Annotated in this window: 15 protein-coding genes and 1 riboswitch; of the genes, 13 read left to right on the top strand and 2 right to left on the bottom strand. The window is 46.5% G+C overall.

Annotation, left to right across the window (positions count from 1 at the left end; translation table 11 throughout):
• The first annotated feature begins 527 nt into the window (after positions 1-527).
• Positions 528-621: riboswitch (TPP riboswitch) on the top strand.
• A gap of 35 nt (positions 622-656) precedes the next feature.
• The 6 genes from HMPREF0658_RS01550 (at position 657) to HMPREF0658_RS01525 (ending at position 9,026) form a co-directional block, all read left to right on the top strand.
• Complete coding sequence (locus tag HMPREF0658_RS01550) at positions 657-2,978, top strand: TonB-dependent receptor (RefSeq protein WP_006948074.1); 2,322 nt, start codon at positions 657-659, stop codon at positions 2,976-2,978.
• 22 nt (positions 2,979-3,000) lie between these two features.
• Positions 3,001-3,624, top strand: coding sequence for a nicotinamide riboside transporter PnuC (pnuC, locus tag HMPREF0658_RS01545; protein ID WP_006948073.1), 624 nt, complete (start codon positions 3,001-3,003; stop codon positions 3,622-3,624).
• Positions 3,579-4,292, top strand: a complete 714-nt coding sequence (locus tag HMPREF0658_RS01540; protein WP_238305653.1) for a thiamine diphosphokinase — start codon at positions 3,579-3,581, stop codon at positions 4,290-4,292. Before pnuC ends, HMPREF0658_RS01540 begins: the two co-directional genes overlap by 46 nt.
• Before the next feature lie 188 nt (positions 4,293-4,480).
• The gene (locus HMPREF0658_RS01535) at positions 4,481-6,670 is read left to right on the top strand and encodes an NADP-dependent malic enzyme (protein ID WP_006948068.1); all 2,190 of its coding nucleotides are present in this window, start codon (positions 4,481-4,483) and stop codon (positions 6,668-6,670) included.
• A 12-nt stretch (positions 6,671-6,682) separates the two neighbouring features.
• Positions 6,683-7,702, top strand: coding sequence for a hypothetical protein (locus HMPREF0658_RS01530; protein WP_139047694.1), 1,020 nt, complete (start codon positions 6,683-6,685; stop codon positions 7,700-7,702).
• On the top strand, positions 7,692-9,026 hold the full coding sequence (locus HMPREF0658_RS01525; protein ID WP_244860888.1) for a GH25 family lysozyme: 1,335 nt from the start codon (positions 7,692-7,694) through the stop codon (positions 9,024-9,026). Before HMPREF0658_RS01530 ends, HMPREF0658_RS01525 begins: the two co-directional genes overlap by 11 nt.
• 352 nt (positions 9,027-9,378) lie before the next feature.
• Here the strand turns inward: HMPREF0658_RS01525 and HMPREF0658_RS01520 are convergent, their stop codons facing one another.
• Both HMPREF0658_RS01520 and HMPREF0658_RS11560 read right to left on the bottom strand, forming a co-directional pair.
• On the bottom strand, positions 9,379-9,768 hold the full coding sequence (locus HMPREF0658_RS01520; protein WP_006948065.1) for a DUF3127 domain-containing protein: 390 nt from the start codon (positions 9,766-9,768) through the stop codon (positions 9,379-9,381).
• Positions 9,747-10,073, bottom strand: a complete 327-nt coding sequence (locus tag HMPREF0658_RS11560) for a hypothetical protein (protein ID WP_006948064.1) — start codon at positions 10,071-10,073, stop codon at positions 9,747-9,749. Before HMPREF0658_RS11560 ends, HMPREF0658_RS01520 begins: the two co-directional genes overlap by 22 nt.
• On the opposite strand from HMPREF0658_RS11560, the gene dnaN reads away from it, so the two are divergent.
• From dnaN to HMPREF0658_RS01485, 7 genes are all read left to right on the top strand, one after another.
• Complete coding sequence (gene dnaN / locus HMPREF0658_RS01515; protein WP_024991038.1) at positions 9,988-11,112, top strand: DNA polymerase III subunit beta; 1,125 nt, start codon at positions 9,988-9,990, stop codon at positions 11,110-11,112. The two genes, HMPREF0658_RS11560 and dnaN, sit on opposite strands and share 86 nt — an antisense overlap.
• 12 nt (positions 11,113-11,124) lie before the next feature.
• Positions 11,125-11,979 (top strand): 3'-5' exonuclease, encoded by an 855-nt coding sequence (locus HMPREF0658_RS01510; RefSeq protein WP_006948062.1) that lies wholly within the window; start codon positions 11,125-11,127, stop codon positions 11,977-11,979.
• A 30-nt stretch (positions 11,980-12,009) separates the two neighbouring features.
• The gene (coaBC, locus tag HMPREF0658_RS01505) at positions 12,010-13,215 is read left to right on the top strand and encodes a bifunctional phosphopantothenoylcysteine decarboxylase/phosphopantothenate--cysteine ligase CoaBC (protein WP_006948061.1); all 1,206 of its coding nucleotides are present in this window, start codon (positions 12,010-12,012) and stop codon (positions 13,213-13,215) included.
• A 22-nt stretch (positions 13,216-13,237) separates the two neighbouring features.
• Entirely contained in the window at positions 13,238-14,137 is a 900-nt protein-coding gene (gene porD / locus HMPREF0658_RS01500) for a type IX secretion system protein PorD (RefSeq protein WP_024991037.1), read from the top strand.
• 23 nt (positions 14,138-14,160) lie between these two features.
• Positions 14,161-15,819, top strand: a complete 1,659-nt coding sequence (gene recN / locus HMPREF0658_RS01495) for a DNA repair protein RecN (protein ID WP_006948059.1) — start codon at positions 14,161-14,163, stop codon at positions 15,817-15,819.
• A 15-nt stretch (positions 15,820-15,834) separates the two neighbouring features.
• Positions 15,835-17,496, top strand: coding sequence for a tetratricopeptide repeat protein (locus HMPREF0658_RS01490; RefSeq protein WP_024991036.1), 1,662 nt, complete (start codon positions 15,835-15,837; stop codon positions 17,494-17,496).
• A gap of 129 nt (positions 17,497-17,625) precedes the next feature.
• Positions 17,626-20,148, top strand: a complete 2,523-nt coding sequence (locus HMPREF0658_RS01485; RefSeq protein WP_006948057.1) for an ATP-dependent Clp protease ATP-binding subunit — start codon at positions 17,626-17,628, stop codon at positions 20,146-20,148.
• Positions 20,149-20,470 lie beyond the last annotated feature (322 nt).

Genomic DNA, 20,470 nt, shown 5'->3' with positions numbered 1-20,470 from the left:
CACCGAAAGCATCAAACCGCACGTGATTATTACGCCCGGCGTGGAGTTTAAGGAGCGGATGCGCCATATTTCCTACGAGCGCGAGGTGAAAAAGAAAAAGCCGTAAGCGGCACGGCTTCGCTTTACTTCTCGCCCGCTGCGGGGCAGGGAAAACAAGGCTTCGCTTCCCAACTTACCTCCCGAGGCAAGAAGAACGGATTTCACCGCCTCGCCGCGATGATGAGGAAAGAGCAAGCCTCGCCGCCGGTCATGCAGGAAGTATAAGAAATACCTTTATATAAAACTTGCTTGATTGTAAATTGCTTTATTACACACGAAGAGTGGTACGCGTCGCGATGACGCGTACCACTCGCTTTTTGTTAAGAAGCCCGACAATGCTTGCAAGGGAAGGCCTCGGAGAGGCGATGAAAGGTTCTTCAAGTGAATACGTGCTCGCTTTTTGTTGTGGATGAATGCAGGTCTTTCCTTTTTTTACCTGCAAACGCGACAGTTCGGAAAAAAGTATTATCTTTGCAGCGGTTTGCAAACGGCAAGCCAAGGGGTGCCCTATAATGTGGGCTGAGATCATACCCTCTGACCTGATCCGGATAATGCCGGCGTAGGGAGGCTGACATGAAAAGTGCCCCTTTTTATGTACTTATCAATCAAATTATTTTATGAAAACAAATGTGTTGATGCTCCTTGCACTGTGTGCAACGGCAGCCGGTGCAACCAATCGCCCGAAGACAGAAACGACGGACACGTTGCGGACGTATGAGTTGCAGAACGTACAGGTAACGTCTACGCGGGCTACGAAGACAACGCCCATGGCATTCAAAGATCTGAATGCAGCAGACATCAAACGGGTGAATATGGGACAAGACATTCCGTATTTGCTCTCGCTGACGCCGTCGGTGACGATGACTTCCGATGCCGGAAACGGTATCGGCTACACATCGCTCCGCATACGAGGCGTAGACCCTTCGCGCATCAATATCACCTCGAACGGCATTCCGCTGAACGATGCAGAGAGTGCGCAGGTGTTTTGGGTGAACATGGGCGATTTCGCCTCCAGTGTGGAATCCATGCAGATACAACGTGGTGCGGGTACTTCAACGAACGGTGCCGGTGCTTTCGGGGCTACGCTCAACATGCAGACAGAACACCTCGGCATGAGCCCGTTTGTAGGCCTCGATTTTTCGGGTGGCAGCTATTATTCGCACAAGCAGACGCTGCGTTTCGGTACGGGACTGATCGGTGAACACTGGGCGATACAGGGGCGACTGTCTAACGTGGGCAGTAAGGGCTACATCGACCGTGCCAGCACGAAGCTGAATTCTTATTTCCTGCAAGCAGGTTACTTTGCCGGCAATACCCTCGTGAAGTTCATCACGTTTAACGGCACCGAACAAACGTATCACGCATGGAACTATACATCGAAATACGAGCAAAGCCTCTATGGTCGGCGTTACAACTCTTGCGGACAATATACGGATGAAGACGGCAACGTGAAATACTATAAGAATCAGACGGACAACTATCATCAGCAAAACTATCAGTTGCTGTTCGACCATATCTTCGACCGCCATTGGACACTCAACGCTGCCCTCCACTACACCAAAGGTCAAGGTTACTATGAAGAGTACAAGGCCAAGCGCACATGGATGGAATATCTGCTGACCACAGACAGCAAGATGAAGGGCGACCTTGTGCGTCGCAAACGCATGGATAACGACTTCTACGGAGGCATCGCCAGCGTCGGATTCAACAACCGAAAGGGACTGACGGCTCACGCAGGGGGCGGATGGAACCGTTACGAAGGTACGCATTTCGGTCAGGTTGTCTGGACGGGCGCACCTTATTATATAGTAAAAAACCATTTGGGAAAAAAGATTCATCAACCCGTGATGCCGCCCGCAGGCCTGCAACCCGACTTTGAATATTACAACAACCGTTCGGTAAAGACCGATGGTAACGTGTATGCCAAAATGGATTGGGAAATCTGCAAGGGATTGAATGCTTATGCCGACCTGCAATACCGCCATGTGTTCTACCGCATGAACGGCCCATCCGACAAATGGGACGATACACACAACCGGCAAAAGACGTATGCCATCGCCGACCGGTTCGATTTCTTTAATCCCAAGTTTGGTATCAACTACGCTTTCCTGCCTCATCATCGCGTGTATGCATCCTTTGCCATCGCCCACAAAGAGCCTACACGCAACAATTACCAAGACAACTATGGAGCGCATCTGAAAGCCGAACGGCTCGTTGATTGGGAAGCGGGCTATGCGTTCCAAAGCACGCGTTTCAGCGCAGGAGCGAACTTCTACTATATGAACTATGCTGACCAAATCGTACTGACAGGTGCACTCAATGAGATAGGCGAGATGATTTCTCAGAACATCGGCACGAGTTATCGCGTGGGCTTGGAACTGGAAGCCTCATGGAAGCCCGTCGATTGGTTCCGCTGGGACACCAATGCTACGTTTAGTTCCAACAAGGCAAAAGACTGGATGGTAAACGTAGGTAGCGGCAAAATGGTGAGCTTGGGAAAAACGCCGTTGGCTTTCTCGCCCGATTTCCTTTTCAATAATATCTTTACTTTCGACTATAAAGGCTTCAGTGCCGGTATTCAAAGCAGATATGTAGGCGAACAATACCTCACCAATACCGGCTTCCGCCATTATGCCACGCAAGATGGAGGCGGACATCCCGTAAATGTGGGCATGATGCTCGATGGCTATTTCAATACTGACTTCCGTCTTTCTTATCGGTTTGTGTTTAAAGGCAAGTCCATGAAAGACCTCACCGTGGGTTGCACCGTGTACAACCTGTTCAGCGCAAAGTACGACAACAACGGCAGGGCTGCTCCCTCCTACAGGCTGGAAGCCGATGGAAGCGTGACGGCCTATACCAACGGCGACCTCTACGAGGCTGGTTTCGCACCTCAGGCTCCCATCCATGTGATGGCGCATGTGGCTGTCAATTTCTGATGATACTACATATTCCCGACGAATGACATTTCACGATTATCAAACATTTTTCTCAGCCCATTGGCTCGACATACTCACCACGGTGCTGGGATTGCTCTACATCCTGCTTGAATACAGGGCAAGCATTGCTCTGTGGTTTGTAGGAATCGTCATGCCTGCACTCGACGTTTATCTGTATTGGACATACGGACTTTACGGCGATGCGGGCATGGCCGTATATTACACGGGTGCGGCATTGTATGGTTATTTAGTATGGAAATTCGGAAGAAAGCGCCATCAGAAAGAGGGCGAAGCCATGCCTATCACGCGTATGCCGCGACGACTGATGCTGCCGGCTTTGCTCTTTTTTGTCGTGGCATGGGCGGTAACGTACTATGTATTGATAACGTTCACCGACAGCAGCGTACCTATGGCCGATAGTTTTACCAATGCTTTAAGCTTCGTAGCTCTCTGGACATTGGCGCGTAAGTATGTAGAACAATGGCTCTTATGGATTGTCGTAGACATCGTTTGTACGGTTCTCTATATCAATAAAGGCATTCCTTTCAAGGCCGGACTTTACGCTCTCTATGTCGTCATTGCCATATTGGGTTATATAAAATGGAAGGCAATGATGCAGGAAACAAACAAGCAGGAGGCGATATGACAGACCGATACCCGCAACTCACCGAGCAATACGCACCGGATGCCGTCATCTTGGGCGATGGTGACTATCCCCGCCATGCATTGCCGCTCCGCATTTTGCACAATGCCCGCTACCTCTGTTGTTGTGATGGAGCAGGTGCAGCATTCATCAAACAGGGTGGCATGCCTCATGCCATTGTGGGGGATGGCGATTCGCTCTCCCCTACTTTCAAACAACAATACGCCTCGCTCATCCATCTCATCAATGAGCAAGACGACAACGACTTAACCAAGGCCACACACCACTGCATGAGTTGTGGTGCCAGACGTATTGCTTACCTCGGTGCCACAGGCAAACGGGACGACCATACGATAGGTAATATCTCTTTGCTGATGAGGTATTACCGTGAGTTCGGTCTCTTTCCCGTCATGATTACTGATTTCGGTTACTTTACTCCGGCATCCGGCACTTGCCGGTTCGATACCTTTTGCGGGCAGCAGGTCAGCATTTTCAATTTCGGATGTACTGAATTGCGGGGCGATGGCTTTCGTTGGGCACCATACGCCTACTCATCGTTGTGGCAAGGCACACTCAACGAAGCACTTGGCACGGAAGTGCAACTTTGCGGCAACGGCTGTTTTCTTGTGTACCGCGCATTCTCTCCGCTAAAAGATAACAGGCTCTCATGACCGATTTGAGCTAAAATCATCGGGAGAAAGCATTTCTCCTGTATTGGGTAAACCGAGTGGTACGCGTCGTAATGATGTGTACCACTCGGTTTTTGCTTGCAGATGTCTATTGATGTAGAAATGTAGCTCGTTCCGATACGTATTACATCGATTTTTCATACCTTTGCAGCCATAAGAACAGAAACATCATGAAAAAAGTCACAAAAGAAGCCGCTTTGGAGTACCACAGCAATGGACGCCCCGGCAAAATTGAAGTCATCCCCACAAAACCTCATCACACACAACTCGACCTCAGTCTGGCCTATTCGCCGGGCGTGGCCTATCCCTGTACGGAAATCCAACAGAATCCCGACGATGTCTACCGCTATACAGACAAAGGAAACCTCGTGGCCGTTATCAGCAACGGCACTGCGGTGCTCGGCCTCGGAGATATCGGTGCTATGAGCGGCAAGCCCGTCATGGAAGGAAAAGGCCTCTTGTTTAAGATTTACGGAGGTATCGACGTTTTCGACATCGAAATCAACGAGAAAGACCCAGAGAGGTTCTGCGAAACAGTAGAACGTATCGCCCCCACTTTCGGCGGCATCAACCTCGAAGACATCAAGGCTCCCGAATGTTTTTACATAGAAGAACGACTGAAACGCACGCTTGATATCCCCGTCATGCACGACGACCAGCACGGAACGGCCATTATTTCTGCCGCCGGATTGAAGAATGCGCTCGACGTAGCCGGAAAGGACATCGCCCACGTGCGCATTGTAGTAAACGGAGCAGGGGCGGCCGCTATTTCGTGTACAAAGCTCTATATAGCCCTCGGTGCACGAAAGGAAAACATCCTGATGCTCGACTCCAAAGGTGTCATCACTGCTCAGCGCACTGACCTGAATGAACAGAAACGCGCTTTCGCTACCACCCGCGATGACCTGCACACATTGGAAGAAGCCGTAGCCGGAGCAGATGTCTTCGTGGGACTCTCGAAAGGCAATGTGCTCTCACCTGAGATGGTACGCTCCATGGCTGCTCGTCCTATCATCTTTGCGCTGGCCAATCCCATCCCCGAAATTTCCTATGAAGAGGCCACAGCTGCCCGTCCCGATGTTATCATGAGTACGGGACGCTCGGATTATCCCAACCAAATCAACAATGTTATCGGCTTTCCATATATCTTCCGCGGTGCACTCGATGTACACGCCACAGCCATCAATGAGGAGATGAAACTGGCCGCAGTACACGCTATCGCAGACTTGGCCAGACAACCGGTGCCCGATGCCGTGCGCGAAGTTTACAGCGATGCCGACTTTACCTTTGGTGCAAAGTATTTCATCCCAAAGCCCGTAGACCCGCGGCTTATCACCGAAGTCTCCACTGCTATTGCCCGCGCTGCTATCGACAGCGGAGTGGCACGTACCATCATCACCGATTGGGACGCTTATAAGCACCGTCTACGCGGCCTTTTGAAGCAAGAGACGCACCTGACAGCACGCTTGCGTACTGAAGCACGTCAGCATCTGCAACGCGTGGTCTTTGCCGACGGCACTTGTCCGACAATGCTTAAAGCGGCCGCTCAGGCACAGGCAGAAGGCGTTTGCACACCTGTCATTATGGGGAAATCTGAAGACATCGACCGGATGGCAGCCGAACTGCAACTGAATCTCTCCGGCATTGAAAAGACAGATATGCCCGTTGATGAAAAGACCGGCATGCAATGGGTGGCCGAGGGCAAAGCTGATGCCTTTATCGCCTCACCTCGCACGCTCCGACCGCAGGCCATCCGCATGGCAAAAGATGTAATAGGATTACTGCCTAACTTCGATACCCTCGCCACAATGCACATACTCAACATGCCGAAAGCTCCGCTTTTCGTGGCCAATACCTCTGTCAATTGTCATCCCGATGCCAAAACACTCGCCGAAACAGCTCACCTTAGTGCCGAGACCGTGCATTTTCTGGGTATCGAACCCGTAGTGGCCATAGTAAATCCTTCCTGCCCCAATACTGATGCCGACGACAGCGCTACTGCCATACGTGCAGCTGTGGCCGAATTACAGCAAAGCTATCCTCAACTCGCCATCGACGGAGGTATGCAGGTAAACGAAGCACTCAACAGCGAACTCCTCAACCGCAAATTCCCTGCTTCTCGTCTCCAAGGCAAACGTGTCAATACGCTTGTTTTCCCGAGTATCAGCACTGCTGCCGGCAGTTGTCAGCTTCTGCAATCATTACACAATGAGGTTGAACTGATAGGACCTATCCAGATGGGACTCAACAAGACCATTTATTTCGCCGACGCCGAAAGTTCTGTTGAAGATTTGGTTCATCTTGCGGCCATTGCAGCCATCGATGCATACCGCAGAAAGATGTCTCTCGGCCAAAAATAAATGATAAATCGCATGCACAAACATCATTCCCGTAGGGCGACGGTCTTTCTTTCCGTCGCCCTCTTCTTGTTACTCGTAGGCGCATGGCTCTGCTATTGCCTGTTCAACACTCGTTCTGCGCAGCAAAAAAGTGTTGTTCTGATAGAAAGAGCCACCTATTACGACCTTCTCATCAACGACAAACAACACATTTACTTCAAGGCTTTCACCCCCGACTCCACTCTCTCCGAAGTCTCCGCAGACAGCAATCGCGTGGCAAAAGCCCTCTCCTACTCCAACGGTTGTTGGTTTTATGATATGCCGTTGCTACCCATTTGCAATGGGAAATTGCTCGTGATGAGCAGTCCCCGCTTACCGGCCGTAGTTGTAAAGCCCACAGACTTGCAGACATTGCTTCAAAAAACACACGACGCTTTGAGCCAAAAGATGGAACGAAGAGATGCTCAATGCACCGAACTGAAATACTATCTTGACACACACAACGTGCAAGACGAAGGCTACGACATGATTGTCCGACAATACCATAAGGTGAAAGCAGCCCTTGATTCTTTACGCAATACAGCCCAACTCCTTAGCGGTATCAAATCTTCCGACCGTCTTTCGCTACAATATCGTATCCGGTACGGTGTACTCGATGCATACAATCCCTCGGCAAAACGAAAGATAGAATGTCGCGTTCTCCGGCATTCTACCGATTATTCTGTCTCCGTATTGCAAACGAATGACAAAATAACGCCTGATGGCATGCATCCGATTCATTTGCTTTCCCTGATTCCTCGCTTCTCCGCTCCCAATGATTTATTCTTCACGACAAGCGTTCCGAATCACAACCATTATCAATTTTCCACCCAAAATCTGTCACCCGTTGTCATCCCCACTTCTATTCGGACAGATAGCAGCTGCTCTGCACCCGACATCGCGCTCTGCGACGGTGCACCCGTATTCAGTAGTCGAGGTGTTCTCCACGGCTTTATGGTAGGTGGAAAATTATTGAACCTCAGACAAATCATCCGATTTTCCGATGAAAACTAACATCCATCTCTTCCACACATACCGGTCTTTTCTCTTATCGCTGGTCGCATGTTGTATGATCGCTTGCAACAGTCGGCTGACACTGAGAAATGGTATTTACACCGGAGAAACGAGTAACCACCTGCCTGAAGGCTACGGAGAATGCGTCTACAATGATGGGCATATCTACAAGGGTTTTTGGCACGAGGGACAACCACAAGGCTATGGTACCATCGTAAAAGGCGTATACACCTATCGTGGACAATTCCTTAACGGACAGCCTCACGGCTACGGCACGCTCACGACTAAAGACAGTACGCTCTACAGCGGAGAGTGGCAACATGGAAAACGGTGCGGATTTGGCACTGTAACAGACCCCTCGTTGCGGAAAATTGCAGGTGTATGGAATGCCGATACCCTCGTTAATGGGTCGCGCTCTGATTCTTCGGGTATTTATTCAGGACAATTCTCCCGCCAACTCATGGCCAACGGCCACGGTGTCTATACAATAGAAGACGAAATTGACTATGAGGGGCATTGGAAAAACGACAGCCGCGATGGCTTTGGATGTTCCCCGTCTCTCCTCCATCGGTTAAGGGCTGGCGAATGGAAAGCCGACCGTTTCCTCGGTGAACGTGTGAAATACACTTCCGAACGCATCTACGGCATCGATATTTCCAAGTATCAACATGGTAAGGGACGCCGCCGTTACGCCATTAATTGGGCGCAGATACGTATCATCCACTTAGGCAATATCAGTAAGAAAAAGGTTGCCGGACGCATCGATTTTCCCGTCTCGTTCGTTTATATCAAATCTACCGAGGGCATTTCGCTGCGTAATCCCTACTACAAATCCGACTATCGGCAGGCGCGTACACACGGTTTCCGCGTGGGAGCCTACCACTTTTTCTCCGTCTTCTCTCCTGCCTCAGCACAAGCCCGCTATTTTCTGAAACATTCGTATTTCTATAAAGGTGATTTCCCACCCGTACTCGACGTGGAACCTACCCATGCTCAAATAAAGCGAATGGGTGGTACCGGGGAATTGTTTGCAAGACTTCACACATGGCTGAAGATAGTTCACAATGCCACCGGCACAAAACCTATCCTCTATGTGAGTCAGGTCTTCGTAAACAGATACCTGCCTTTTGCCCCCGATATCAAGAGAGATTATAAGGTATGGATTGCCCGATACGGAGAATACAAACCTGATGTCAGATTGGTGTATTGGCAGTTATGCCCTGACGGACGTGTAAGGGGCATTCATGGAGAAGTAGATATCAATGTGTTCAATGGCTACGACGACCGGTTCCAAAACTTCTTGGAAAACGACAGAATCAAGTAAATCGCCATCTCCATTCATAGCAAATACCGATCAGTTAAATAGCCGATAAAACGTGGAAGCAAAGAGACTCCTACCAGAGGCATAAATCACTGATTAACAGCAATATAATTACATGTTTTTCAAAGCATAGCTTTAACGGTGAAAAAGCTATGCTCTAAAGAGGTAAGAGCTATGGTATAAGCACGTAAAAGCATAGCTTTGAAAAAGCGAGTTTTCAACTCTATTATATCAATAGTTGCATGGGCGGGAAGAGACGACTATCAAACATCATCCTCGAAAGCATAGCCGGAAACCATTAAAAAGGCCGATTGCACTTGCAATCGGCCTTATATCATTGTAAGAATCCTAACGGTTAGAAAGGCAAATCATCTGCACTTCCCTCGTTACTCTGTGCCGGCGGGAACGGTGCTGTTGCCTCGTTTACCGGTGGCACCGGAGCTGCGGCTGGAGCCGAACTTGCCTGCACTGCGGCAGCATCTACCCTTGCAATATTCCAAGCACGAATATTGTTGAACCATCTGCCGTTATATTCATGCGCATCAATATCGAAAGACACCGAAATCTCTTCTCCAATCTTGATAGCAAATTGAGCGATACGGTCGGCACCGAAGATATTGAACACCATCTTTCGTGGGTATTGGTCGTGCGTTTCGATAACATACTCCTGCGATTTCCATTCTCCACGGGCGGAAACACCGCTTCTTTCAGGCAACACCGCTATTACTTTACCTTGTAATTCCATATTATAAATCTATGTTTTAAATAATTTCCAACATAATGAGATTGCGAAATTACTAAAATACTTCTAAATTCAGAAACTTTTAATTGTATTTTTTGTTTGGCACAATGCTTTTTTGTATTTTTGTAACCTATAATATCAAAGAACAAAAGTGGGTATCTATATTCCCCCAAAAGAATAAGCGGATATTCCAACAAACTAACTATAAAATTTAAAATACTCATGAGATTTACTCTATCCAGCTCTGCACTTAGCAGTCGATTGTCTACACTTTCCAGAGTGATTAACAGCAAGAACAGTCTTCCCATTTTAGACTGTTTTCTCTTTGAAGTCAGTAACGGTCAGTTAAGTATTACAGCTTCTGACAGTGAAAACGTCATGAAGACAACAATACAATTGGATGAATGCGATGGAAACGGTAATTTTGCAGTGCCCAACCGCATTATATTGGACGCAGTAAGAGAATTAGCCGAACAACCGCTGTCTATCGAATTTACCCCAGAGAACTATACCATTAAAATAGTATACCAAAACGGTGTGTACCATTTCAATGCCCAATCAGCCGAAGAATACCCAAAGACAACACCGATAACGGAGGGTGCTACGGTTATCACCATAGACTCATCTGTGTTAGGAGACAATCTGTCAAGATGTTTATTTGCCACCGCGCAAGACGAGCTCCGCCCCGTTATGAACGGCATTTACTTCGACCTGACACCCGAGAGCCTGGCTATCGTAGCCAGCGATGGGCACAAATTGGTACGTAATAAGTTGCTGAATATACACAACGAAATGCCGGCAACTTTTATTCTTCCTAAGAAACCGGCCGGTATTCTGAAAAATATATTGTCGAAAGACGGTGGCGATGTCATCATCAAATTTGATGGTCGGAATGCAGAAATCAGTTTTGCCGACGGATTTCTCTCGTGCCGTCTCATAGAAGGACGTTATCCCAATTACAATTCTGTCATACCTCAGAACAACCCGAACAGAGTGACTATCGACCGCAAATCATTGTTAGGTGCTCTTCGTCGCGTGCTTCCTTTTGCAAGCGACAGCAGCCAGCTCATTCGTTTCCATATTGAAGGAGGGAAATTAGAGTTAAGTTCCGAGGATATAGATTTCGCCACAAGTGCCAAAGAAAGTGTCACCTGTGAATATATCGGCACACCTATGAGCATCGGTTTCAAAGGCTCTAGCCTGTCGGAAATACTGAGTAATCTGGAAAGCGAAGAAGTTATTGTCGAGTTGGCAGACCCCAGCCGTGCAGGAATCATTGTGCCCGGGACGCAAGAAGAGAATACTGATGTGCTCATGCTGATTATGCCGATGCTTCTAAACGACTAAACATCGCACTGCATGAAACTGAATCTTACAAGGCCTCTGATTGTCTTCGACTTGGAGACAACAGGGCTCGACCTTGTTAATGACCGGATTATTCAACTCTCCTATATCAAGGTTCTACCTGACGGAACAGAACTTAGAAAGAATATTTTCATCAATCCCGAACGGTCGATACCAAAAGAGGTGGTTGAGCTGACAGGCATTACAGACGACGATGTAAAAGAGGCGCCCACATTCAAGGAGATGGCTCCCGACCTCAACAACGAATTTCGGGGCTGTGATTTTGCAGGCTACAACTCCAATCATTTCGACATCCCGATGTTAGCAGAGGAGTTTCTACGCGCCGGAATTGATTTTGATTTCTCCAAATGCAGACTCATTGACGCACAAACCATCTTCCATAAGATGGAGCGACGTCATCTTGCAGCTGCTTATAAGTTTTATTGTGGCCGCAAAATGGAAGAAGACTTTACCGCACATCGTGCCGATGAAGATACAGAAGCTACCTATAGAGTGCTTCAAGGCGAACTTGAGATGTATCAACCCGGGAAACAGGAAGAAGCCGAAAGGCAGTTGGAAAACGATATGGACGTATTGGCAGAGTTCTCGAAGAACAACAATAATGTAGACTTTGCCGGCAGAATCGTATGGAAAGAACTGACGGATAAAAACGGAAAGGTAATTACCGATAAGGATGGAAAGCCCCAACAACAAGAAGTTTTCAACTTCGGGAAGTATAAAGGATGGGCTGTTTCCGAGGTTTTACATCGTGACCCGGGGTATTACAGCTGGATGTTAAGCAGTGATTTTACAAACAATACGAAGCAAGTCCTTACCCGAATCAGACTTCGGGAGTTCAACAATAAATAATAAAAAGTTTCTTTCAGAAACAACCGTTCTATGCTACAAGGAAAGAAAATCGTATTGGGAATTACGGGTTCCATCGCAGCCTATAAGGCTTGCACCATCATTAGGGAATTCATTAAAAGAGGTGCTGAAGTACAAACTGTCATCACCCCTTCGGGAAAGGAGTTCATCACGCCTATCACACTCTCTGCATTGACCCGTAAACCGGTTATCAGCGATTTCTTCTCCCAGCGTGACGGAATATGGCATTCACATGTAGATATTGGTCTATGGGCTGATGCCATGGTGATAGCACCTTGCACAGCAAGCACATTGGGCAAAATGGCAACCGGAATAGCAGACAACATGCTCATCACAACCTATCTGTCGATGAAAGCGCCGATCTTTGTAGCACCGGCAATGGATTTAGACATGTATGCCCATCCCGCTACGCAAAAGAACATAAAGACGCTACGGGAATACGGAAATATCATTATCGAACCGACATCGGGATTTCTCGCCAGTGGATTGGAAGGCAAAGGAAGAATGGAGGAACCCGAGAAGATTGTCGCATTCATAGACCATCATTTTGAACAAAGAACAGCAAAAAAAGCAGGAAAACTATATGGTAGGGAAATCGTTATAACCGCTGGTCCTACCTATGAAAAGATAGACCCTGTGCGGTTTATAGGCAACTATTCCAGTGGAAAAATGGGGTTCGCAATTGCAGAAGAGTGTGCAAAAAGAGGTGCAAACGTAACCCTCATTACCGGCCCTGTTTCCCTGCAATGCTCGGAAGCCATACACAGAATCGATGTAGAAAGTAGCGAAGAGATGTATGCCGCTACAGTGGAGGCATATAAGCAGGCAGATGTGGCAGTGTTATCTGCTGCCGTGGCCGATTTCAAACCTGAAACTGTGGCACATGAGAAAATAAAAAGACTGAAAGAAGACCTCGTGATTCAACTGAAACCCACACATGATATAGCCGCACAACTCGGTAAGATGAAACAAGGAAAGCAGAAGTTGATAGGCTTCGCACTTGAGACAAACGATGAAGAACAAAATGCAAGACATAAATTGCAGAAGAAGAATTTCGACTTTATCGTATTGAATAGTCTTCAGAATAAAGGCACTTGTTTCCGTGAAAACGAGAATCAAATCACCATTATTTCTCCCACCTCTAAACGGGCATACGAAAAGAAAGATAAGAAAAAGGTGGCAGCAGACATTGTGGATGAGCTGGAATACATTCTTTAAACCGTAAATAATGATTGTCGCTATGAGAGTTTTCGCAACACTTCTTTTGTTCTTTCTTGTGACAATACACGGACAGTCACAAGAGTTACAGGCAAAGGTAACTGTTAATCACAGTCAGATTCAGGGAACGGATGATGCCGTTTTCGAGAATCTTAAGCAGACATTGGAGCAATTTCTCAATGAAAGACAATGGACGGAGTTGCAATTTCATCCCAACGAACGCATTACTTGCAACTTCAACATCACAGTAACAAAATATGATAAGGCCAGCAACAGTTTTACTTGCAACGCCTTGATACAAGCCAACAGACCCGTATTTAACTCAGCATATACCACCACTCTTTATAACAACACCGATGGGGATTTTAATTTTGAATATGCCCCATTCGACCAGCTGAACTTCAGCGACGAGAATATTGATAACCAACTGACGGCATTAACTGCCTATTATGCCTATCTTATCATAGGTATCGACCTCGACAGTTTCTCACCTATGGGTGGAGAAAGCGTCCTGCAAAAATGTCTTCAACTAACGAACAATGCGCAAAGTCTGCCTTTCACGGGGTGGAAAGCATTCGATAACAGCCGCAATCGTTTTGCTATTATCAACGATTATCTGGACGGTGGTATGAAACCATTCAGACAATTGCAATACGATTACTATCGGAAAGGCCTCGACGAGATGGCAGACAATACGGAAAAAGGACGCACGGAAATCTCTACGGCATTAGAGAACTTGAAACAAAGTCACGACAACAAGCCTTTAAGTATGTTGCCACAAATATGGACAGACTTTAAGAAAGAAGAATTAGCCAATATCTATAAAAATAAGGGTACACAGAAAGAGAAAGAGCATATTTACGAGATTCTCTTCTCTATCAATGCCTCTCAAAACAATTACTGGGAGCAAATAAAGAATTAACGATTATTCATTACACTGCCTATATGTTGAAACAACTATATATAAAGAACTTTACACTCATTGAAGAGCTGGATATTCAATTCCGAAACGGTTTCTCCGTTATCACCGGAGAAACAGGTGCGGGTAAGAGTATCATACTCGGTGCCATCGGATTATTATTGGGACAGCGGGCAGACTCCAAAACGATAAAGTCGGGATGCGATAAATGCACCATCGAAGCACACTTCGATTTATCAGGTTATGGCATGGATTCCTTCTTTTCAGAAAATGACATTGACTACGATGCCACAGACTGTATAATACGCAGAGAGTTGGCTGCTTCGGGAAAAAGTCGTGCTTTCATCAACGACATTCCTGTGCAACTTATGCAAATGAGGGAATTGGGAGAACAATTGATGGACATCCACAGCCAGCACCAAAACCTGCTTTTAAATAAAGAAGACTTTCAATTAAACGTGGTAGACACCATTGCCGAAAACACGGAATTACTCGCTGCTTACGCCAAAAGCTATCAGAATTACCGACAAACGAAAAGAGAGTTGGAGGCACTAAGAGAGAGTATCAGGCAAGCAAATGAAAATGAAGACTTCTTAAGGTTCCAATTCAAAGAGTTAGACGATGCCCATTTGGAAGCAGGAGAACAAGAAACGCTGGAACAGCATCTTGCTACCGTGAGTCATACGGAAGAAATAAAGGGAGCACTCTTCGAAGCAGACAACCTGCTGTCGAATGAAGACGGCGGTATCGTTACACAGCTCCGAGCGGTTGCCCATGCTCTTCATTCCATTGAAAACGTATATCCCGAGGCAGCAGAACTATCCTCGCGTATAGAGACATGCCATATAGAATTGAAAGACATCTCGCAAGACATCAGCTCTCAGGTAGACAACATAGACTTCGACCCTGCCGAACTGGACAGCATTAATCAACGTTTAGACAAAATATATACGCTGGAAAATAAATTTCATGCTACTTCTATCAACGAACTGCTCTCTGTTCACAAGGAGTTACAAAACCAATTAGAACACATAGACAATAGCGAAGAAGAGCTTCATGAATTAGAAATGCAGTTGGAAGCACTGACTTCTGAAACGAAGAAAAAGGCAGGAGAACTGACTGAATCAAGAAAGAAAGCCGCGCAAACGATTGAGAAAAAAATGATAGAATACCTCGTGCCGCTGGGTCTTCCCCATGTCCGTTTTCAAATACAGATACAAGACAAGCCGTTAAGTGCCGACGGACAAGACAAAATTTCCTTTCTTTTCAGTGCCAATACCAACACCCCACTATCACCTGTCTCTCAAATAGCATCCGGCGGAGAGATTGCTCGCGTTATGCTATCGTTAAAAGCCATGATTAGCGGAACGATTAAACTGCCCACCATTATCTTTGATGAAATCGACACGGGCGTAAGTGGAAAAATCGCAGAGAAAATGGCATTGATGATGAAAGAGATGGGAGAAAACAACCGGCAAGTTATCAGTATCACTCACCTACCCCAGATAGCCGCCCTCGGAAATACGCATTATAAAGTATCGAAAGAAGAAACCGAGAACGGGACAGCTACTCGAATGGTTCTTCTTTCCAACGAAGAAAGGGTAACAGAGATTGCCCAGATGCTCAGCGGAAGCGACGTAACCGAAGCCGCCATCAATAATGCAAAAGAACTGTTAAAGTCATAACTCATGAAAAAGAATATGCAAAGAATATATATTGCCCTACTGTTTGTCTTTGTCTGTCTCAGGGTCTTTCCGCAATCAACCAACGTACAAAAGATTGCTAAGTCTGTGTTTTCATTGACAACCTTCAAGGCCGACGGTACAATACTTGCCACCGGATACGGTGTCTTTATAGACAACCACGGCACGGCCATCAGTACTTGGGAGCCGTTTGTTGGTGCGGCAAAGGCTGTTGTCACAGATGCAAACGGAAAACAGTTGGAAGTTGATTATATGATAGGTGCCAACGAACTATATGATGTGGCTAAGTTTGCTGTAAAAGGAACAACCATCGGTGCTCCTGTCGCCCAAAACTATACACGCCCAAATACGTCTGTGTGGTTGATTCCTTATGCCTCCAAAAAGTCTGATATTATCGTAGCAAAGATTCATCAGGTTGAAACATTCATGGAAAAGTATCCTTATTATATCTTGGAAGCACCGGAATCAAATCTGCCAACAGGATGTCCTGTGGTGGATAATCAGGGGAATGTCATCGGTCTGTTTCAGAAAAGCAAGGTGAATAACAACCTGCATGCGACAAGTGCGCTGTTCATTTCCAACCTAAAATTATCGGGATTGTCGGCCAACGACCCTGCTCTAAAGCAGACTTTCCTCCACATTGGGCTGCCCGATAATCAACAAGAAGCTCAAATAGCCTTAATGCTGTCCTCGCAAACGACCGACCAACAAACCTACTTCACTAACATAGAGAACTTTATACGCAAGTTTCCCAATTCACCGGATGGTTATGTTACACGTGCAGAATATTACGTGAACAACCGTCAATTCGACCTTGCAACAGCAGACATGCAGACTGCGCTTACATTATCTGACAAGAAAGATGAGATTCATTCGCAATACAGCAACCTGATTTATAAAAAGGAATTGTACCAGAACGATGTGCCTTATCCGGCATGGAACTTGGATAAAGCCTTGGAAGAAGCTGCTTCAGCGTATGCCATCAATCCTAAAACAGCTTACAAAGACCAAGAAGCAAAGGTGCTATATACCCAAGGCAAATATGAGGAAGCACTCCATATATTCAACCAACTGTTGCTTTCCGACATCAGAGGGGCAGAAGTTTTCTATTCGGCAGCCAAGTGTCGGATAGCCTTGAAACATCCCACGACGGAGATACTGACACTGCTTGACAGTGCTGTAGCAATGGCACCCAAACCCTACACGAGCATTTCTGCACCTTATTTCCTTACTCGCGCCACCGTTTACGAAGAGACGGGAGAATACAGAAAGGCAATGCAAGACTATATTGTCTATGAATATCTGATGCAAGGAAATGTCAATGCTGACTTTTACTATATAAGGGAACAATGTGAAATGAAAGGAAAACTATATCAACAAGCACTCAATGACATCAACAGAGCTGTAATATTAGCTCCCGAAGAACCGTTGTATCATGCAGAAAGAGCATCACTTCTCTTGCGGCTGAAACAGTTTGATGAAGCCATCCTTTCAGCGAATCGTAGTATCAAACTTGCTCCCGAGGCCGGCGATGCTTATGCTGTGTTGGGTATGGCGCAGATTCAGAAAGGACAGAAGGCCGAAGGCTTGAAGAATCTCGCTAAGGCCAAAGAACTGGGCAACACACAGGCACAGGAGCTAATGAACAGATATAAATAAGCCGAAATGACTTCATAACAGGAAGAAACATAATATCCGCTGTTTATGGCACATATTTTGTTTATGGCAATATGAAGCATCTTTGGAATAATTAGTTATAACCATTAGAAAAGAAAGGTAAAAAGATATATGACAAGTCAGTTCTCACCCAAAGTTTCAGAAATACTCGCTTTCAGCAGAGAGGAGGCCGTGCGGCTTGCCAGTCGGTCGGTTGGGCCGGAACATATCTTGCTGGGTATACTGAGAGACCGCACAAGTACACTCCATCATATTTTCCAACAATCCAACATCAATATACAGTCCATCAAATACGAGCTGGAAAGCAAGGTTCGCGAAGATGAACTGAATGAGCCTATCAATACCCATGAGTTGGTACTGAACGAGAAAGCCAGCAATATATTGAAGCTGGCGGTACTCGAAGCACGCATACAACATACGCAGATGGTAGACATCCAACACCTGTTGCTCGCCATCCTTAGAGACCAGACAGACAACGGTGCGAAAACAGTATTAGAGGCCAACAACATCAATTACGACTACGTTGCATCTTTTATCAAGCAACAAGTGAAGCCAGCACAAGATGGCATCGAACTGCCCGACGAGGAGTTTGAACCTGAAGAATCCTCTGCCAACAGACAAAGTATGGCCAATGCCAATCCCACTAACACGGTGAAAACCGCTCACAAAACACCTGTGTTAGATAATTTCTCGACAGACCTTACGAAGGCTGCTGCTGAAGGGAAGCTCGACCCTGTAGTAGGACGAGAGAAAGAAATACAGCGTGTTGTCGAGATTCTATGCCGACGGAAGAAGAACAATCCTATTCTAATTGGCGAACCCGGTGTTGGTAAAAGTGCCATCGTAGAGGGGTTGGCGCAGATGATAGCCAGACATAACACGTCACCCATCCTGTTCAATAAACAGGTCATCAGTCTCGATATGACAGCCGTTGTGGCAGGCACAAAGTATCGCGGACAATTCGAGGAACGCATCAGGGCTATCATGAAAGAGATTGAGCAAAATCCGGACATCATCGTTTTCATAGATGAGATTCACACATTGATAGGTGCCGGCTCTACACCGGGCTCCATGGATGCAGCCAATATCTTAAAGCCCGCCCTCGCACGAGGAACAATACAATGTATCGGAGCCACTACAACCGACGAATACCGCAACAGTATAGAGAAAGACGGGGCACTCGAACGTCGCTTCCAAAAGGTGCAGGTGGAACCTACTTCCACGGTGGAAACCTTGCAAATACTCGAAAACATCAAAGAGCGATACGAGCAACACCACCAAGTAAACTATACCGACGAGGCTTTGCAGGCCTGTGTCAGACTGACAGAACGATATATCAATGACCGTTTCTTCCCTGATAAAGCCATTGATGCGCTTGATGAAGCTGGCTCCAAGGTTCATTTGCAACATGCGGAAATGCCTGCAGAAATTGTCGAGAAAGAGAAAGAAATAGAAGCTGTGAAGCAAAAGAAACAGGGTGCTGTACAGAATCAGAACTTTGAGTTGGCCGCCGGCTATCGCGACAAGCAAGGGCAATTGGAACAAGAGTTAGAAGCATTGAAACAGCAATGGCTCAATGGCACTTCTATTCATCGCCATACTGTGACGGAAAAAGAGATAGCCGACGTCGTTTCACTGATGACCGGCGTACCCGTGCAACGCATGACAGAAGCGGAAGGAATACGTTTGAAAGGCATGGCAGCTGAATTAAAAAGCCACGTTATAGCACAAGACGCAGCTATAGATAAGATGGTGAAAGCTATTCAAAGAAATAGAGTCGGACTGAAAGAACCAAACCATCCTATCGGTGCTTTTATGTTTTTAGGGCCGACAGGTGTGGGTAAAACATATCTGGCAAAAAAACTAGCAGAGTTTATGTTTGGCAATTCTGACGCTTTGATTCGCATCGACATGAGTGAATACACCGAGAGTTTCAACGTGTCCCGCTTGATTGGAGCGCCTCCCGGATATGTGGGTTACGAAGAAGGAGGCCAACTGACAGAACGCGTTCGGCGTCATCCCTACTCCATCGTATTGCTCGATGAAATAGAAAAAGCCAACGGCAACGTGTTCAACCTCTTGCTGCAAGTACTTGACGAAGGCAGACTGACCGATGGCAACGGCCGATTGATAGATTTCCGCAATACGGTAATCATCATGACATCCAATGCAGGGACCCGACAGCTTAAAGAGTTTGGCAAGGGCGTAGGCTTCAATGCTGGTGGAACCATAGGGCTGAGTATGAACGAACAAGACAAGGAATATGCTCGTTCTATTATACAAAAGAGCTTGAGCAAGCAGTTCTCTCCCGAGTTTCTCAACCGTTTAGACGAAATTATTACTTTCGACCAACTCGACTTGGAAGCAATCAAATGCATCATCGATTTGGAACTGAGTGGATTGTATAAACGCGTAGAAAGTCTCGGATATCACCTGCAAATCACGGACAAAGCTAAAGAGTTTGTGGCAACCAAAGGCTACGACGTACAGTTCGGGGCACGTCCGTTGAAGCGCGCAATCCAAAGCGAGATAGAAGACGGGGTATGTGAGAAGATTCTTTCCGGTAATTTGCAACAGGGCGATACCATCTCTATCGGCAAGAGTCCCAACAAAGAAGAGCTTACATTCAAGTAGGCTCTCATACCACCAATATTTCTTTTCCTCTTATCCGGCCGTGGCGTAAGGGATACGAAGAAAGTTGAGGATGATGGAACTTATGGCATAAAGTTTTTTGTCCTGTTTCTTGTTTGCTTAAGATTCTTTATGTACCTTTTTTGCGGCGGTAAAAAGAAATCAAAGTGCTAAACCAATTATTCATGAGCAGACCATCCTTATTATATATAAGGTGTGAGCGAGGTAAAGAGAAATGTGTGTTTCCCTTTATCTTTTAACACCTTATATTTGGTCAGTTCAAATAATTTGCAAACATACGTATGCGCATAATTTTCTTTGCGGG

It is taken from the genome of Hoylesella marshii DSM 16973 = JCM 13450 (genome assembly GCF_000146675.1).
GTDB lineage: Bacteria > Bacteroidota > Bacteroidia > Bacteroidales > Bacteroidaceae > Prevotella > Prevotella marshii.
Note: the sequence above shows the minus strand (reverse complement) of the source record. Positions and strands in the feature narration are given on the sequence as shown.

Excerpts from the sequence above, each read along its gene's own strand:
- HMPREF0658_RS01550 (WP_006948074.1), top strand. The coding sequence starts at position 657 with ATGAAAACAAATGTGTTGATGCTCCTTGCACTGTGTGCAACGGCAGCC.
- pnuC (WP_006948073.1), top strand. The coding sequence starts at position 3,001 with ATGACATTTCACGATTATCAAACATTTTTCTCAGCCCATTGGCTCGAC.
- HMPREF0658_RS01540 (WP_238305653.1), top strand. The coding sequence starts at position 3,579 with ATGGAAGGCAATGATGCAGGAAACAAACAAGCAGGAGGCGATATGACA.
- HMPREF0658_RS01535 (WP_006948068.1), top strand. The coding sequence starts at position 4,481 with ATGAAAAAAGTCACAAAAGAAGCCGCTTTGGAGTACCACAGCAATGGA.
- HMPREF0658_RS01530 (WP_139047694.1), top strand. The coding sequence starts at position 6,683 with ATGCACAAACATCATTCCCGTAGGGCGACGGTCTTTCTTTCCGTCGCC.
- HMPREF0658_RS01525 (WP_244860888.1), top strand. The coding sequence starts at position 7,692 with ATGAAAACTAACATCCATCTCTTCCACACATACCGGTCTTTTCTCTTA.
- HMPREF0658_RS01520 (WP_006948065.1), bottom strand. The coding sequence starts at position 9,768 with ATGGAATTACAAGGTAAAGTAATAGCGGTGTTGCCTGAAAGAAGCGGT.
- dnaN (WP_024991038.1), top strand. The coding sequence starts at position 9,988 with ATGAGATTTACTCTATCCAGCTCTGCACTTAGCAGTCGATTGTCTACA.
- HMPREF0658_RS11560 (WP_006948064.1), bottom strand. The coding sequence starts at position 10,073 with ATGGGAAGACTGTTCTTGCTGTTAATCACTCTGGAAAGTGTAGACAAT.
- HMPREF0658_RS01510 (WP_006948062.1), top strand. The coding sequence starts at position 11,125 with ATGAAACTGAATCTTACAAGGCCTCTGATTGTCTTCGACTTGGAGACA.
- coaBC (WP_006948061.1), top strand. The coding sequence starts at position 12,010 with ATGCTACAAGGAAAGAAAATCGTATTGGGAATTACGGGTTCCATCGCA.
- porD (WP_024991037.1), top strand. The coding sequence starts at position 13,238 with ATGAGAGTTTTCGCAACACTTCTTTTGTTCTTTCTTGTGACAATACAC.
- recN (WP_006948059.1), top strand. The coding sequence starts at position 14,161 with ATGTTGAAACAACTATATATAAAGAACTTTACACTCATTGAAGAGCTG.
- HMPREF0658_RS01490 (WP_024991036.1), top strand. The coding sequence starts at position 15,835 with ATGCAAAGAATATATATTGCCCTACTGTTTGTCTTTGTCTGTCTCAGG.
- HMPREF0658_RS01485 (WP_006948057.1), top strand. The coding sequence starts at position 17,626 with ATGACAAGTCAGTTCTCACCCAAAGTTTCAGAAATACTCGCTTTCAGC.